Origin of the sequence: Pseudomonas sp. NS1(2017) (genome assembly GCF_002269425.1) — a bacterium.
Lineage (GTDB): Bacteria > Pseudomonadota > Gammaproteobacteria > Pseudomonadales > Pseudomonadaceae > Aquipseudomonas > Aquipseudomonas reactans.
In genome coordinates this window covers 3,806,874-3,822,298 of record NZ_CP022960.1, presented here as the reverse complement: position 1 = coordinate 3,822,298, position 15,425 = coordinate 3,806,874, and the positions used below count along the sequence as shown (strand labels likewise).

Genomic DNA, 15,425 nt, shown 5'->3' with positions numbered 1-15,425 from the left:
TCCCTCGCCACACGAGAAACATTCGCTTAAACCCCACGCAAACAATATTCATTATCATTTAGCGCATGAAAACTTCGTTACAGGACAAACAAAACACATTTGATTAAATGCCCGCTAATGCCCACCACACAAGGGCTACAGCCCCACGAAGGTGCACTATGTCCTTATTCCATCGAATAATTTCGCTATAGGAATTTTACTTGCCCGGTGTTTAGCCATAAAATCACCGCGATTGATTGCAGTGCGACATATCGTCACTGCATCGTTACTTTTTCGAGCTCAGAGACTTTTGCTCTCTGTTAAGGATTTCCAGCATGACCGAAGCGACAGGACTCATGGCCCACAACTGGGGCTTTGCCATTTTCCTCCTCGGTGTTGTCGGCCTCTGCGCCTTCATGCTTGGTGTCTCCAGCCTCCTCGGGTCAAAAGCCTGGGGCCGCAGCAAAAATGAACCGTTCGAGTCCGGCATGCTGCCTACAGGTGGCGCCCGCTTGCGGCTCTCAGCCAAATTCTATCTGGTCGCGATGCTGTTCGTGATCTTCGATATCGAAGCCCTCTTTCTCTTTGCCTGGTCTGTGTCCGTCCGCGAAAGCGGCTGGACCGGATTCGTCGAAGCTCTCGTTTTCATAGCAATTCTGTTGGCAGGCCTTGTCTACCTATTCCGAGTGGGCGCCCTTGATTGGGCTCCGGAAGCTCGTCGTAAGCGGCAAGCGAAGCTGAAACAATGAGGCTTTGGCGATGCAATACAATCTCACCAGGATCGACCCGGATGCTCCTAACGAGCAGTACCCCATCGGCGAACGGGAAACCGTTTCCGACCCGTTAGAAGACCAAGTCCACAAAAACATCTACATGGGCAAGTTGGAAGACGTGCTGAGTGGCGCGGTCAACTGGGGGCGTAAAAACTCCCTGTGGCCGTACAACTTCGGTCTTTCGTGCTGCTACGTGGAAATGACCACCGCCTTCACGGCGCCCCACGACATCGCGCGCTTTGGCGCCGAAGTGATCCGGGCATCACCGCGCCAGGCGGATTTCATGGTTATCGCCGGTACCTGCTTTATCAAGATGGCGCCGATCATCCAGCGTCTCTACGAGCAAATGCTCGAACCGAAGTGGGTTATCTCCATGGGTTCGTGCGCCAACTCCGGTGGCATGTACGACATCTACTCCGTCGTTCAAGGGGTGGACAAGTTCCTGCCCGTGGACGTCTACGTGCCTGGCTGCCCGCCCCGCCCTGAAGCGTTCCTGCAAGGCTTGATGCTGTTGCAGGAATCGATTGGCAAGGAGCGTCGCCCGCTGTCCTGGGTCGTCGGCGATCAAGGCGTGTATCGCGCCGAGATGCCTTCGCAAAAGGAAGAGCGCCGCGAACAGCGAATCGCAGTCACCAACCTGCGCAGCCCTGACGAAGTCTGATCCAGCCCGCTTCTTTTATAGAACGAACACCTGGCTTCATTCTTTACGTTGACCGAAAGCGATAAAAAAACCATGACTACAGGCAGCGCTCTGTACATCCCGCCTTATAAGGCAGACGACCAGGATGTGGTCGTCGAACTCAATAACCGTTTTGGCCCTGACGCCTTCACCGCCCAGGCCACACGCACCGGTATGCCGGTGCTGTGGGTGGCGCGTGCCAAGCTCGTCGAAGTCCTGACCTTCCTGCGCAACCTGCCCAAGCCGTACGTCATGCTCTATGACCTGCATGGCGTGGACGAGCGTCTGCGCACCAAGCGTCAAGGGCTGCCGAGCGGCGCCGATTTCACCGTGTTCTACCACCTGATGTCGCTGGAACGTAACAGCGACGTGATGATCAAGGTCGCACTAAACGAAAGCGACTTGAGCATCCCGACCGTCACCGGTATCTGGCCGAACGCCAGCTGGTACGAGCGTGAAGTGTGGGACATGTTCGGTATCGACTTCCCGGGTCACCCGCACCTGACGCGCATCATGATGCCGCCGACCTGGGAAGGTCACCCGCTGCGCAAGGACTTCCCTGCCCGCGCCACCGAATTCGATCCGTTCAGCCTCAACCTCGCCAAGCAACAGCTTGAAGAGGAAGCGGCGCGTTTCCGTCCGGAAGACTGGGGCATGAAACGCTCTGGCACCAACGAGGACTATATGTTCCTCAACCTGGGCCCGAACCACCCTTCGGCCCACGGTGCCTTCCGTATCATCCTGCAACTGGACGGCGAAGAAATCGTCGACTGCGTCCCGGACATCGGCTACCACCACCGTGGTGCCGAGAAGATGGCCGAGCGTCAGTCCTGGCACAGCTTCATCCCGTACACCGACCGTATCGACTACCTCGGCGGCGTGATGAACAACCTGCCGTACGTGCTCTCGGTCGAGAAGCTGGCCGGCATCAAGGTGCCCGACCGCGTCGACACCATCCGCATCATGATGGCCGAGTTCTTCCGGATCACCAGCCACCTGCTGTTCCTGGGTACGTATATCCAGGACGTCGGCGCCATGACCCCGGTGTTCTTCACCTTCACCGACCGTCAGCGCGCCTACAAGGTCATCGAAGCCATCACTGGTTTCCGCCTGCACCCGGCCTGGTACCGCATCGGCGGTGTTGCCCACGACCTGCCGAATGGCTGGGAGCGCCTGGTCAAGGAATTCATCGACTGGATGCCCAAGCGTCTGGATGAGTACCAAAAGGCTGCGCTGGACAACAGCATCCTCAAGGGCCGTACCATCGGCGTCGCCCAGTACAACACCAAAGAGGCCCTGGAATGGGGCGTCACCGGGGCTGGCCTTCGCTCAACAGGTTGCGATTTCGACCTGCGTAAAGCGCGTCCGTACTCGGGCTACGAGAACTTCGAATTCGAAGTGCCGCTGGCGGCCAATGGCGATGCCTACGACCGTTGCATCGTGCGCGTCGAAGAAATGCGCCAGAGCCTGAAGATCATCGAGCAGTGCATGCGCAACATGCCGGCCGGCCCGTACAAGGCGGATCACCCGCTGACCACGCCGCCGCCGAAAGAACGCACGCTGCAGCACATCGAAACCCTGATCACGCACTTCCTGCAAGTTTCGTGGGGCCCGGTCATGCCGGCCAACGAATCCTTCCAGATGATTGAAGCGACCAAGGGTATCAACAGTTATTACCTGACGAGCGATGGCGGCACCATGAGCTACCGCACCCGGATCCGTACCCCAAGCTTTGCCCACTTGCAGCAGATCCCTTCGGTGATCAAAGGCGAGATGGTCGCGGACTTGATTGCGTACCTGGGTAGTATCGATTTCGTTATGGCCGACGTGGACCGCTAAGCATGAACAGCACGCTTATCCAGACAGACCGTTTCACCTTGAGTGAAACCGAGCGCTCGGCCATCGAGCACGAGCTGCATCACTACGAAGACCCGCGCGCGGCGTCGATCGAAGCCTTGAAGATCGTCCAGAAGGAACGTGGCTGGGTGCCTGACGGCGCCCTCTACGCCATCGGCGAGATCCTCGGCATCCCTGCCAGCGACGTTGAAGGCGTGGCCACGTTCTACAGCCAGATCTTCCGTCAGCCGGTCGGTCGCCACATCATTCGCGTGTGCGACAGCATGGTCTGCTACATCGGCGGCCACGAATCGGTGGTTGACGCGATCCAGACCAAACTGGGCATCGGCCTCGGCCAGACCACCCCTGACGGCCGCTTCACGCTGCTGCCAGTGTGCTGCCTGGGCAACTGCGACAAGGCGCCGGCGTTGATGATCGACGACGACACATTCGGTGACGTGCAGGCAACTGGCGTGACCCAATTGCTCGAGGGCTACCCATGACCCTTACATCTTTCGGCCCGGCCAACCTGATCAAGCGTTCGCCTGAGACCCACCCGCTGACCTGGCGCCTGCGTGACGATGCCGAGCCCGTGTGGCTCGACGAGTACCAGGCCAAGAACGGTTACGCGGCGGCGCGCAAAGCCTTTGCCGACATGGCCCAGGACGACATCGTCCAGACCGTGAAAGACGCCGGCCTTAAAGGCCGCGGCGGTGCAGGCTTCCCCACGGGCGTTAAGTGGGGCCTGATGCCCAAGGACGAATCCATCAACATCCGCTACCTGCTGTGCAACGCGGATGAAATGGAGCCGAACACCTGGAAAGACCGCATGCTGATGGAGCAACTGCCCCATCTGCTGATCGAAGGCATGCTGATCAGCGCCCGCGCGTTGAAAACCTACCGTGGCTATATCTTCCTGCGTGGCGAATACACCACCGCCGCCAAGCACCTCAACCGTGCGGTAGAAGAAGCCAAGGCAGCAGGCCTGTTGGGCAAGAACATCCTCGGTTCGGGTTTTGACTTCGAACTGTTCGTGCACACCGGCGCCGGGCGTTATATCTGCGGTGAAGAAACCGCACTGATCAACTCCCTCGAAGGCCGCCGCGCCAACCCGCGTTCCAAGCCGCCCTTCCCTGCCGCCGTGGGCGTGTGGGGCAAGCCGACCTGCGTGAACAACGTCGAAACCCTGTGCAACGTGCCGGCGATCATCGCCGATGGCGTGGACTGGTACAAATCGTTGGCCCGCGAAGGCAGTGAAGACATGGGCACCAAGCTCATGGGCTTCTCCGGCAAGGTCAAGAACCCTGGCCTGTGGGAGCTGCCTTTCGGCGTGACCGCACGCGAGCTGTTCGAGGACTACGCCGGCGGCATGCGCGACGGCTACACCTTGAAAGCCTGGCAGCCAGGCGGCGCCGGTACCGGCTTCCTGCTCCCCGAGCACCTCGACGCACAGATGTACGCCGGCGGCATCGGCAAGGTCGGCACCCGGATGGGTACGGGCCTGGCGATGGCGGTGGACAACACCGTGAACATGGTCTCGTTGCTACGCAACATGGAGCAGTTCTTTGCCCGTGAATCCTGCGGTTTCTGCACCCCATGCCGCGACGGTCTGCCGTGGAGCGTGAAGCTGCTGATGGCGCTGGAAAATGGCGAAGGCCGCGAGGGTGATATCGAAACCCTGCTCGGTCTGGTCGGTTTCCTCGGCCCTGGCAAAACCTTCTGTGCTCACGCACCGGGCGCCGTGGAGCCATTGGGCAGTGCCATCAAATACTTCCGCTCGGAGTTCGAAGCCGGCATCGCGCCTACCAGCGCCGCCGTCCCGCCTCTGGCGAAGCCGATCGTAGTCGGCGCGTAACGCTTTAAAAGGCGAAGGGTCCACACCCGTAGCTTTCTCATGGGCTGACGCCGTAAAGGCTGTGTTGATGCCCATGAATAACAAGATTCCATTAGCCACGCCCGCTGACAACGGGCCAACGAAGAACTTTGAACCATGGCCACTATCCACGTAGACGGCAAAGCGCTCGAAGTCGATGGGGCAGACAACCTGTTACAGGCATGTCTCTCATTAGGCCTCGACATCCCGTATTTCTGCTGGCACCCCGCGCTTGGTAGCGTCGGTGCCTGTCGCCAGTGCGCGGTCAAGCAGTACACTGACGAGAACGACACCCGTGGTCGTATCGTCATGTCGTGCATGACCCCAGCCACCGACAACACCTGGATCTCCATCGAAGATGAAGAATCCAAGGCGTTCCGCGCCAGTGTCGTCGAATGGCTGATGACCAACCACCCTCACGACTGCCCAGTCTGTGAGGAAGGCGGTCACTGCCACCTGCAAGACATGACGGTGATGACCGGCCACAACGAGCGCCGTTATCGCTTCACCAAGCGTACCCACCAGAACCAGGACCTCGGCCCGTTCATTTCCCACGAAATGAACCGCTGCATCGCCTGCTATCGCTGCGTGCGCTTCTATAAAGACTACGCAGGCGGCACTGACCTGGGCGTGTTCGGCGCCCACGACAACGTGTACTTCGGTCGCGTTGAAGACGGTGTGCTCGAAAGTGAGTTCTCCGGCAACCTCACCGAGGTCTGCCCGACCGGTGTATTCACCGACAAGACGCACTCCGAGCGCTACAACCGTAAGTGGGACATGCAATTCGCCCCGAGCATCTGCCATGGCTGCTCCAGCGGTTGCAACATCTCCCCGGGTGAGCGCTACGGTGAACTGCGTCGCATCGAAAACCGCTTCAACGGTTCGGTCAACCAGTACTTCCTGTGCGACCGTGGCCGCTTCGGCTATGGCTACGTCAACCGCGAAGACCGCCCACGCCAGCCACTGCTGGCCAACGGCGGCAAACTGAGCCTGGACGACGCCCTGGATAAAGCCGCCGACCTGCTGCGCGGCCGCAACATCGTGGGTATCGGTTCGCCGCGCGCCAGCCTCGAAAGCAACTACGCGTTGCGCGAACTGGTTGGCGCCGAGCACTTCTACTCCGGTATTGAAGCCGATGAGCTGGAGCGCATCCGCCTGGTCCTGCAAGTGCTGAACGACAGCCCGCTGCCGGTGCCGAACATGCGCGACATCGAGGACCACGACGCCATCTTCGTGCTCGGTGAAGACCTGACCCAGACCGCCGCGCGCATCGCCCTTTCGCTGCGCCAGTCGGTCAAAGGCAAGGCTGAAGACATGGCCGACGCCATGCGCGTACAGCCTTGGCTCGACGCCGCCGTGAAAAACATCGGCCAGCACGCGCTGAACCCGCTGTTTATCGCCAGCCTGGCTGAGACCAAGCTCGACGACATCGCCGAAGAATGCGTGCACGCAGCACCGGACGACCTGGCCCGCATCGGTTTCGCCGTGGCCCACGCCCTCGACGCCAGCGCGCCTGCCGTCGAAGGCCTGGACGCTGAAGCCGTTGAACTGGCCCAGCGCATCGCCGAAGCCCTGCTGGCGGCCAAGCGTCCATTGATCATCGCCGGCACCTCGTTGGGTTCCAAGGCGTTGATCGAAGCCGCTGCCAACATCGCCAAAGCCTTGAAGCTGCGCGACAAGAACGGCTCCATCAGCCTGGTCGTGCCGGAAGCCAACAGCCTTGGCCTGGCCATGCTCGGTGGCGAGTCCCTGGACGCTGGCCTGCAAGCGGTGATCGACGGCAACGCCGACGCCATCGTGGTGCTGGAAAACGACCTGTACACCCGCACCGATGCCGCCAAGGTTGACGCTGCGCTCAACGCCGCCAAGGTGCTGATCGTTGCCGACCACCAGAAGACGGCTACCAGCGAGCGCGCCGACCTGGTCCTGCCAGCCGCCACCTTCGCCGAAGGCGACGGTACCCTGGTCAGCCAGGAAGGCCGCGCCCAGCGCTTCTTCCAGGTGTTCGATCCGAAGTACATGGACGCCAGCATCCTGGTTCACGAAGGCTGGCGCTGGCTGCATGCCCTGCGCGCGACCCTGCTGAACCAGCCGATCGACTGGACCCAGCTCGACCACGTGACCGCCGCTGCCGCCGCGAGCGCGCCGCAGCTGGCACGTATCGTCGACGCTGCGCCGTCCGCCGCGTTCCGCATCAAGGGCATGAAGCTCGCCCGTGAACCGCTGCGCTACTCCGGTCGTACCGCCATGCGTGCCAACATCAGCGTGCATGAACCACGAACCCCGCAAGACAACGACACCGCGTTCGCCTTCTCCATGGAAGGTTACTCGGGTTCGGCCGAACCGCGCCAACAGGTGCCGTTCGCCTGGTCGCCGGGCTGGAACTCGCCGCAAGCCTGGAACAAGTTCCAGGACGAAGTCGGTGGTCACATTCGTGCTGGCGACCCGGGCACGCGCCTGATCGAAAGCACCGGTGATTCGTTGAACTGGTTCTCTGCCGTACCACGTCCATTCAACCCGGCCCAGGGCACTTGGCAGGTCGTGCCGTTCTTCCACCTGTTCGGCAGCGAAGAGAACTCTTCGAAAGCCGCCCCGGTGCAAGAGCGCATCCCAGCCGCCTACGTTTCCCTGGCCAAGTCCGAAGCCGACCGCCTGGGCGTCAACGATGGTGCCCTGCTCAGCCTGAACGTGGCCGGCCAGACCCTGCGTCTGCCGCTGCGCATCAACGACGAGCTGGGCGCTGGCCTGGTTGCACTGCCGAAGGGTTTCGCCGGCATTCCAGCGGCGATCTTTGGCAAAACCGTTGACGGTCTGCAGGAGGCAGCGCAATGACTTGGTTCACGCCGGAAGTAATTGACGTGATCATTTCGGTGGTCAAGGCCATCGTGATCCTGTTGGCCGTGGTCGTCGCGGGCGCCCTGCTCAGCTTCGTCGAACGTCGCCTGCTGGGCTGGTGGCAGGACCGTTACGGTCCCAACCGCGTTGGCCCATTCGGTATGTTCCAGATCGCGGCCGACATGCTGAAAATGTTCTTCAAGGAAGACTGGACCCCGCCGTTTGCCGACAAGGTGATCTTCACCCTGGCACCGGTCGTGGCCATGAGCGCCTTGTTGATCGCCTTCGCGATCATCCCGATCACCCCGACCTGGGGCGTGGCGGACCTGAACATCGGCTTGCTGTTCTTCTTCGCCATGGCCGGTTTGTCGGTCTACGCGGTGCTGTTCGCCGGTTGGTCGAGCAACAACAAGTTCGCCCTGCTGGGCAGCTTGCGGGCTTCGGCCCAGACCGTGTCCTACGAAGTGTTCATGGGCCTCGCGCTGATGGGCATCGTGGTGCAGGTGGGCTCGTTCAACATGCGCGACATCGTCGAGTACCAGGCGCAGAACCTGTGGTTCATCATTCCGCAGTTCTTCGGCTTCTGTACCTTCTTCATCGCTGGCGTCGCCGTGACTCACCGTCACCCGTTCGACCAGCCGGAAGCGGAACAGGAACTGGCCGACGGCTACCACATCGAATACGCCGGCATGAAATGGGGCATGTTCTTCGTCGGTGAGTACATCGGCATCATCTTGATCTCGGCCCTGCTGGTCACGCTGTTCTTTGGCGGCTGGCACGGTCCGTTCGGCATCCTGCCGCAGTTGGCGTTCTTCTGGTTCTTCCTGAAGACCGCGTTCTTCATCATGTTGTTTATCCTGCTGCGCGCTTCCATTCCGCGTCCACGATACGACCAGGTGATGGATTTCAGCTGGCGCTTCTGCCTGCCACTGACCCTGATCAATTTGCTGGTGACGGCTGCCGTTGTGTTGTTGAACACGCCAGCCGGCGCGGTTCAGTGAGGATTTGACCCATGTTCAAATATATTGGCGACATCGTTAAGGGTACCGGTACCCAGTTGCGAAGCCTGGTGATGGTGTTCGGTCACGGCTTCCGCAAACGCGACACCCTGCAATACCCGGAAGAAGCGGTGTACCTGCCGCCGCGCTATCGCGGCCGTATCGTGCTGACCCGCGACCCCGATGGCGAAGAGCGTTGCGTAGCCTGCAACCTGTGCGCCGTGGCGTGCCCGGTGGGTTGCATCTCCCTGCAGAAAGCTGAAACCGAAGACGGTCGCTGGTACCCGGACTTCTTCCGCATCAACTTCTCGCGCTGCATTTTCTGCGGCCTCTGCGAGGAAGCTTGCCCGACCACCGCGATCCAGCTGACACCGGATTTCGAGATGGCCGAGTTCAAACGTCAGGACCTGGTGTACGAGAAAGAAGATCTGCTGATCTCTGGTCCCGGTAAAAACCCTGATTACAACTTCTATCGTGTTGCAGGTATGGCCGTTGCCGGTAAGCCGAAAGGCGCCGCACAAAACGAAGCCGAGCCGATCAACGTGAAGAGCTTGCTGCCTTAAGGAAGAAAGATGGAATTCGCTTTCTATTTCGCGTCCGGTATTGCAGTGGTGTCCACGCTTCGCGTGATCACCAACACCAATCCTGTGCACGCCCTGCTCTACCTGATCATTTCGTTGATCGCCGTGGCCATGACCTTCTTCGCACTCGGCGCCCCGTTCGCCGGCGTGCTGGAAGTGATCGCCTATGCGGGCGCCATCATGGTGCTTTTCGTGTTTGTGGTGATGATGCTCAACCTGGGGCCGGCTTCGGTCGCCCAGGAACGCGTCTGGCTCAAGCCCGGCATCTGGCTCGGCCCGGTTATCCTCGCAGCCCTGCTGCTGGGTGAACTGCTGTATGTGCTGTTCGCTCACCAGAGCGGCCAGGCCATCGGCCACACCACCGTAGACGCGAAGGCCGTGGGCATCAGCCTGTTCGGCCCGTACCTGCTGGTGGTCGAACTGGCTTCGATGCTGCTGCTCGCCGCAGCCATCACCGCCTTCCACTTGGGCCGCAACGAAGCCAAGGAGCAATGACGATGCCTGCTATCCCTTTGGAGCATGGTCTGGCGGTCGCCGGCATCCTGTTCTGCCTTGGCCTGGTCGGCCTGATGGTTCGCCGTAACATTCTGTTCGTGTTGATGAGCCTGGAAATCATGATGAACGCCGCCGCACTGGCGTTCATCGTTGCGGGTGCACGTTGGGGCCAGCCGGATGGACAAGTCATGTTCATCCTGGTGATCAGCCTGGCAGCCGCCGAGGCCAGCATTGGCCTGGCGATCCTGCTGCAACTGTATCGTCGCTTCCACACGCTTGATATCGACGCTGCCAGTGAGATGCGCGGATGAACATGATCTTTCTGACTTTCGTATTCCCCCTGATCGGTTTCCTGCTGCTGTCGTTCTCTCGCGGGCGCTGGTCGGAAAACCTGTCTGCCCTGGTGGGCGTGGGTTCCATTGGCTTGTCGGCGATTGTGGCCGCCTACGTCATCTGGCAATTCAACGTGGCGCCGCCGGAAGGCGGTCACTACACCCTGGTGCTGTGGCAGTGGATGTCGGTGGAAGGCTTCAAGCCTAACTTCGCTCTCTATGTCGACGGCCTGTCGATCACCATGCTCGGCGTGGTGGTGGGTGTAGGCTTCCTGATCCACTTGTTCGCGTCCTGGTACATGCGCGGTGAAGCCGGTTACTCGCGCTTCTTCTCGTACACCAACCTGTTTATCGCCAGCATGCTGTTCCTGGTGCTCGGCGATAACCTGTTGTTCCTGTACTTCGGCTGGGAAGGCGTGGGCCTGTGCTCGTACCTGTTGATCGGTTTCTACTACAGCAACCGCAACAACGGTAACGCGGCACTCAAGGCCTTCATCGTCACCCGGATCGGCGACGTGTTCATGGCCATCGGCCTGTTCATCCTGTTCCAACAGGTGGGCACGCTGAATATCCAGGAACTGCTGGTGCTGGCACCGCAGAAATTCCAGGTTGGCGACTTCTGGATCACCCTGGCCACTCTGATGCTGCTGGGTGGCGCCGTGGGTAAATCCGCGCAACTGCCGCTGCAAACCTGGCTGGCGGATGCGATGGCCGGTCCTACCCCTGTTTCCGCACTGATCCACGCGGCAACCATGGTCACCGCCGGTGTCTACCTGATCGCCCGTACCCACGGCCTGTTCACTCTGGCGCCGGACATCCTGCACCTGGTGGGCATCGTGGGTGGCGTGACGCTGGTACTGGCCGGCTTCGCCGCGCTGGTGCAGACCGACATCAAGCGCATCCTCGCCTACTCGACCATGAGCCAGATCGGCTACATGTTCCTGGCCCTGGGCGTTGGCGCCTGGGACGCGGCGATCTTCCACCTGATGACCCACGCCTTCTTCAAGGCCCTGCTGTTCCTGGCGTCCGGTGCGGTGATCGTTGCCTGCCACCACGAGCAGAACATCTTCAAGATGGGCGGCCTGTGGAAGAAACTGCCACTGGCCTACGCCAGCTTCATCGTTGGTGGTGCCGCCCTGGCCGCCCTGCCGTTGGTGACCGCCGGTTTCTACTCGAAGGACGAAATCCTCTGGGAAGCCTTTGCCAGCGGTAACCAGAACCTGCTGTACGCAGGCCTGGTGGGTGCGTTCATGACCTCGCTGTACACCTTCCGCCTGATCTTCATCACCTTCCACGGTGAAGCCAAGACCGAAGCACACGCAGGCCACGGCATTTCGCACTGGTTGCCATTGTCGGTGCTGATCGTGCTGTCGACCTTCGTCGGCGCCATGATCACCCCGCCGCTGCACGGTGTGTTGCCACAAAGCGTCGGCCATGCCGGCGGCGAAGCCCAGCACAGCCTGGAAATCGCCTCGGGCGCCATCGCCATTGCCGGTATCCTGCTGGCCGCCCTGCTGTTCCTCGGCAAGCGTCGCTTCGTGACCGCCGTGGCCAACAGTGGCATTGGCCGCTTCCTGTCGGCCTGGTGGTTCGCTGCCTGGGGCTTCGACTGGATCTACGACAAACTGTTCGTCAAGCCTTACCTGGCCATCAGCCACGTACTGCGCAAAGACCCGCTCGACCAGACCATCGGTTTGATCCCGCGTGCCGCCAAGGCCGGTCACACCGCCCTGAGCCGCAGCGAGACCGGTCAACTGCGTTGGTATGCCGCTTCCATGGCTGCCGGTGCCGTGCTGGTGATCGGCGCCATCGTTGTGGTAGCGGTCTGACTATGAATATTGCGAACCTGCGAAAGGAAACGAGCCTGTCATGATTCTGCCCTGGCTAATCCTGATCCCCTTTATCGGCGGCCTGCTCTGCTGGATGGGTGAACGCTTCGGCGCCACCCTCCCCCGCTGGATTGCGTTGCTGACCATGTCCCTGGAACTCGCACTCGGCCTCTGGCTGTGGGCCCATGGTGACTATTCATTTGCTCCGGCACCGGGTGTCGATCCGACCTTCGCGCTTGAATTCAAGCACGTGTGGATCCAGCGCTTCGGCATCAACGTGCACCTGGCCCTCGATGGCCTGTCGCTGTTGATGATCCTGCTGACCGGCCTGCTGGGTATCCTCTCGGTACTCTGCTCCTGGAAAGAGATCCAGCGTCACGTGGGCTTCTTCCACCTGAACCTGATGTGGATCCTGGGCGGCGTTGTCGGCGTGTTCCTCGCCCTCGACCTGTTCATGTTCTTCTTCTTCTGGGAAATGATGCTGGTGCCGATGTACTTCCTCATCGCGCTCTGGGGTCACAGTTCTTCGGACGGCAAGAAAACCCGGATCTACGCGGCGACCAAGTTCTTCATCTTCACCCAGGCTTCCGGCCTGATCATGTTGGTGGCGATCCTGGGCCTGGTACTGGTCAACTTCAACAACACCGGCGTGATCACCTTCAACTACGCCGACCTGTTGAAGACCAAGATGTCCCTGACCACCGAGTACATCCTGATGCTGGGCTTCTTCATCGCCTTCGCGGTGAAGCTGCCGGTGGTGCCGTTCCACTCCTGGCTGCCTGACGCTCACGCCCAGGCGCCGACCGCAGGTTCCGTGGACCTGGCCGGTATCCTGTTGAAGACCGCTGCGTATGGTCTGCTGCGTTTCGCCCTGCCGTTGTTCCCGAATGCCTCGGCCGAGTTCGCGCCGATCGCCATGACCCTGGGTCTGATCGGGATCTTCTACGGTGCGTTCCTGGCCTTCGCGCAAACCGACATCAAGCGCCTGATTGCGTTCTCGTCCGTGTCCCACATGGGTTTCGTACTGATCGGCATCTACTCCGGCAGCCAACTGGCGCTGCAAGGCGCAGTCATCCAGATGTTGGCCCACGGTGTTTCGGCCGCTGCCCTCTTTATCCTGAGTGGCCAGTTGTACGAGCGCCTGCACACCCGTGACATGCGTGAAATGGGTGGCGTGTGGTCGCGCATCGCGTACCTGCCGGCGATCAGCCTGTTCTTCGCCGCCGCGTCCCTGGGCTTGCCGGGCACCGGCAACTTCATCGGCGAGTTCCTGATCCTGATGGGTGCATTCGTGCAAACACCGTGGATCAGTGCGATTGCTACCTCCGGCCTGGTGTTTGGTTCGGTTTACTCGCTGATCATGATCCACCGCGCCTACTTCGGCCCGGCCAAGTCCGACACTGTCCTGCAAGGGATGGATGCTCGCGAACTGATCATGGTGCTCGGCCTTGCGGTGCTGCTGATCTACATCGGCGTGTACCCGCAACCGTTCCTGGACACTTCTGCCGCGACGATGCATGGCGTGCAGCAGTGGTTCGGCACCGCCTTCTCTCAACTCGCTTCGGCCCGGTAAGAGCGCTATGGAATTCACGATCCAACACTTTATCGCGCTTGCGCCGCTGCTGATTACCAGCCTCACCATCGTGGTGGTGATGCTGGCAATCGCCTGGCGCCGCAATCACTCGCAAACGTTCCTGCTGTCCTGTGCCGGCCTCAACCTGGCCCTGCTGTCGATCATCCCGGCCCTCAAGGTCGCGCCATTGGCGGTCACGCCGTTGATGATGGTGGATGACTTCGCCCTGCTGTATATCGCGCTCATCCTGGTCGCGACCCTGGCGTGCGTCACCCTCGCCCACGCCTACATGGGCGAAGGCGGCACCGGCTACCCAGGCAACAAGGAAGAGCTGTACCTGCTGATCCTGCTGGCGGCGGCCGGCGGTATCGTGCTGGTCAGCGCACAGCACCTGGCAGGCCTGTTCATCGGCCTGGAACTGCTGTCGATCCCGACCTACGGCCTGGTGGCCTACGCCTTCTTCAACAAGCGCTCCCTGGAAGCCGGCATCAAGTACATGGTGCTGTCGGCGGCGGGTTCCGCGTTCCTGTTGTTTGGTATGGCCCTGCTCTACGCCGAAGCCGGCAGCCTGAGCTTCACCGGTATCGGTCACGCCCTGGCCACCACCAACATGCCTGCGCCAATCGCCCAACTGGGCCTGGCGATGATGTTGATCGGCCTGGCGTTCAAGCTGTCGTTGGTGCCGTTCCACCTGTGGACCCCGGACGTGTACGAAGGCGCCCCGGCGCCGGTGGCGGCGTTCCTGGCCACCGCGTCGAAGGTTGCTGTGTTTGCGGTGATGGTGCGTCTGTTCCAGATCTCGCCTGCTGCCAACACCGGTGTACTGAGCACCGTGCTGACCGTGATCGCCATCGCGTCGATCCTGTTCGGCAACCTGCTGGCCCTGACCCAGAACAACCTCAAGCGTCTGCTGGGTTACTCCTCCATCGCTCACTTCGGCTACCTGCTGATCGCCCTGGTGGCGAGCAAAGGCCTGGCCGTGGAAGCCATGGGCGTGTACCTGGTCACCTACGTGATCACCAGCCTGGGCGCATTCGGCGTGATCACGCTGATGTCCTCGCCATTCAAAGGCCGTGACGCCGACGCCCTGTACGAATACCGCGGCCTGTTCTGGCGCCGTCCGTACCTGACCGCCGTGCTGACCGTGATGATGCTGTCCCTCGCCGGTATTCCGCTGACGGCGGGCTTCATCGGCAAGTTCTACATCGTCGCCACCGGTGTTGAAGCCCACGAGTGGTGGTTGGTTGCCTCCCTGGTACTGGGCAGCGCCATCGGCGTGTTCTACTACCTGCGCGTGATGGTCACCCTGTACCTGATCGAGCCAAACCTGCGCCGTGTGGATGCTGAGCTGCATTGGGAACAGAAGGCAGGCGGCGTGATGCTGCTGGCCATCGCCCTGCTCGCGTTCTTCCTGGGCGTGTACCCACAACCGTTGCTCACCCTGGTGCAGCACGCGGTGCTGGGCGTTTGATCGCTTAGCGGGATGCAGTAAACAAAACGGCGCCTTCGGGCGCCGTTTTGCGTTTCTGGAGGAGGCGCTTTTACCCTCCCCCATTCACGGAAATTTCCTCACCCATCTGCCTCCTCATCCGGCATCTACTCAATGAAGGCCGCCGTATGGTGTCTGCGTTTTAGGAAAGTT

The 15,425-nt window shown here is 60.9% G+C and carries 13 protein-coding genes; all 13 read left to right on the top strand.

Annotation, left to right across the window (positions count from 1 at the left end; translation table 11 throughout):
• The first annotated feature begins 314 nt into the window (after positions 1–314).
• Complete coding sequence (locus CI807_RS18155) at positions 315–728, top strand: NADH-quinone oxidoreductase subunit A (protein ID WP_003219575.1); 414 nt, start codon at positions 315–317, stop codon at positions 726–728.
• A 10-nt stretch (positions 729–738) separates the two neighbouring features.
• Positions 739–1,413: an NADH-quinone oxidoreductase subunit B family protein gene (locus CI807_RS18150; RefSeq protein ID WP_016969249.1), complete on the top strand. Its 675-nt coding sequence runs from the start codon at positions 739–741 to the stop codon at positions 1,411–1,413.
• Positions 1,414–1,485: 72 nt separating this feature from the next.
• Entirely contained in the window at positions 1,486–3,270 is a 1,785-nt protein-coding gene (nuoC, locus tag CI807_RS18145) for an NADH-quinone oxidoreductase subunit C/D (RefSeq protein ID WP_029293360.1), read from the top strand.
• Positions 3,271–3,272: 2 nt separating this feature from the next.
• Positions 3,273–3,770 (top strand): NADH-quinone oxidoreductase subunit NuoE, encoded by a 498-nt coding sequence (gene nuoE, locus CI807_RS18140; RefSeq protein WP_016975546.1) that lies wholly within the window; start codon positions 3,273–3,275, stop codon positions 3,768–3,770.
• On the top strand, positions 3,767–5,122 hold the full coding sequence (nuoF, locus tag CI807_RS18135) for an NADH-quinone oxidoreductase subunit NuoF (RefSeq protein ID WP_016975547.1): 1,356 nt from the start codon (positions 3,767–3,769) through the stop codon (positions 5,120–5,122). Before nuoE ends, nuoF begins: the two co-directional genes overlap by 4 nt.
• Before the next feature lie 135 nt (positions 5,123–5,257).
• Positions 5,258–7,972, top strand: a complete 2,715-nt coding sequence (gene nuoG / locus CI807_RS18130) for an NADH-quinone oxidoreductase subunit NuoG (RefSeq protein WP_095015611.1) — start codon at positions 5,258–5,260, stop codon at positions 7,970–7,972.
• On the top strand, positions 7,969–8,976 hold the full coding sequence (nuoH, locus tag CI807_RS18125; RefSeq protein WP_017137518.1) for an NADH-quinone oxidoreductase subunit NuoH: 1,008 nt from the start codon (positions 7,969–7,971) through the stop codon (positions 8,974–8,976). Before nuoG ends, nuoH begins: the two co-directional genes overlap by 4 nt.
• Positions 8,977–8,987: 11 nt before the next feature.
• The gene (gene nuoI, locus CI807_RS18120; RefSeq protein ID WP_003174725.1) at positions 8,988–9,536 is read left to right on the top strand and encodes an NADH-quinone oxidoreductase subunit NuoI; all 549 of its coding nucleotides are present in this window, start codon (positions 8,988–8,990) and stop codon (positions 9,534–9,536) included.
• 9 nt (positions 9,537–9,545) lie between these two features.
• Entirely contained in the window at positions 9,546–10,049 is a 504-nt protein-coding gene (gene nuoJ, locus CI807_RS18115; protein WP_016974946.1) for an NADH-quinone oxidoreductase subunit J, read from the top strand.
• Between the two features lie 2 nt (positions 10,050–10,051).
• Positions 10,052–10,360 carry an NADH-quinone oxidoreductase subunit NuoK gene (gene nuoK, locus CI807_RS18110; protein WP_003174727.1) on the top strand — a complete coding sequence of 103 codons (309 nt, stop codon included), beginning with the start codon at positions 10,052–10,054 and terminating at the stop codon, positions 10,358–10,360.
• Positions 10,357–12,210 carry an NADH-quinone oxidoreductase subunit L gene (nuoL, locus tag CI807_RS18105; RefSeq protein ID WP_095015610.1) on the top strand — a complete coding sequence of 618 codons (1,854 nt, stop codon included), beginning with the start codon at positions 10,357–10,359 and terminating at the stop codon, positions 12,208–12,210. Before nuoK ends, nuoL begins: the two co-directional genes overlap by 4 nt.
• Before the next feature lie 40 nt (positions 12,211–12,250).
• On the top strand, positions 12,251–13,783 hold the full coding sequence (gene nuoM / locus CI807_RS18100; protein WP_010209575.1) for an NADH-quinone oxidoreductase subunit M: 1,533 nt from the start codon (positions 12,251–12,253) through the stop codon (positions 13,781–13,783).
• 7 nt (positions 13,784–13,790) lie between these two features.
• Positions 13,791–15,254 (top strand): NADH-quinone oxidoreductase subunit NuoN, encoded by a 1,464-nt coding sequence (nuoN, locus tag CI807_RS18095; RefSeq protein WP_028616809.1) that lies wholly within the window; start codon positions 13,791–13,793, stop codon positions 15,252–15,254.
• The last annotated feature ends 171 nt before the right edge of the window (positions 15,255–15,425 follow it).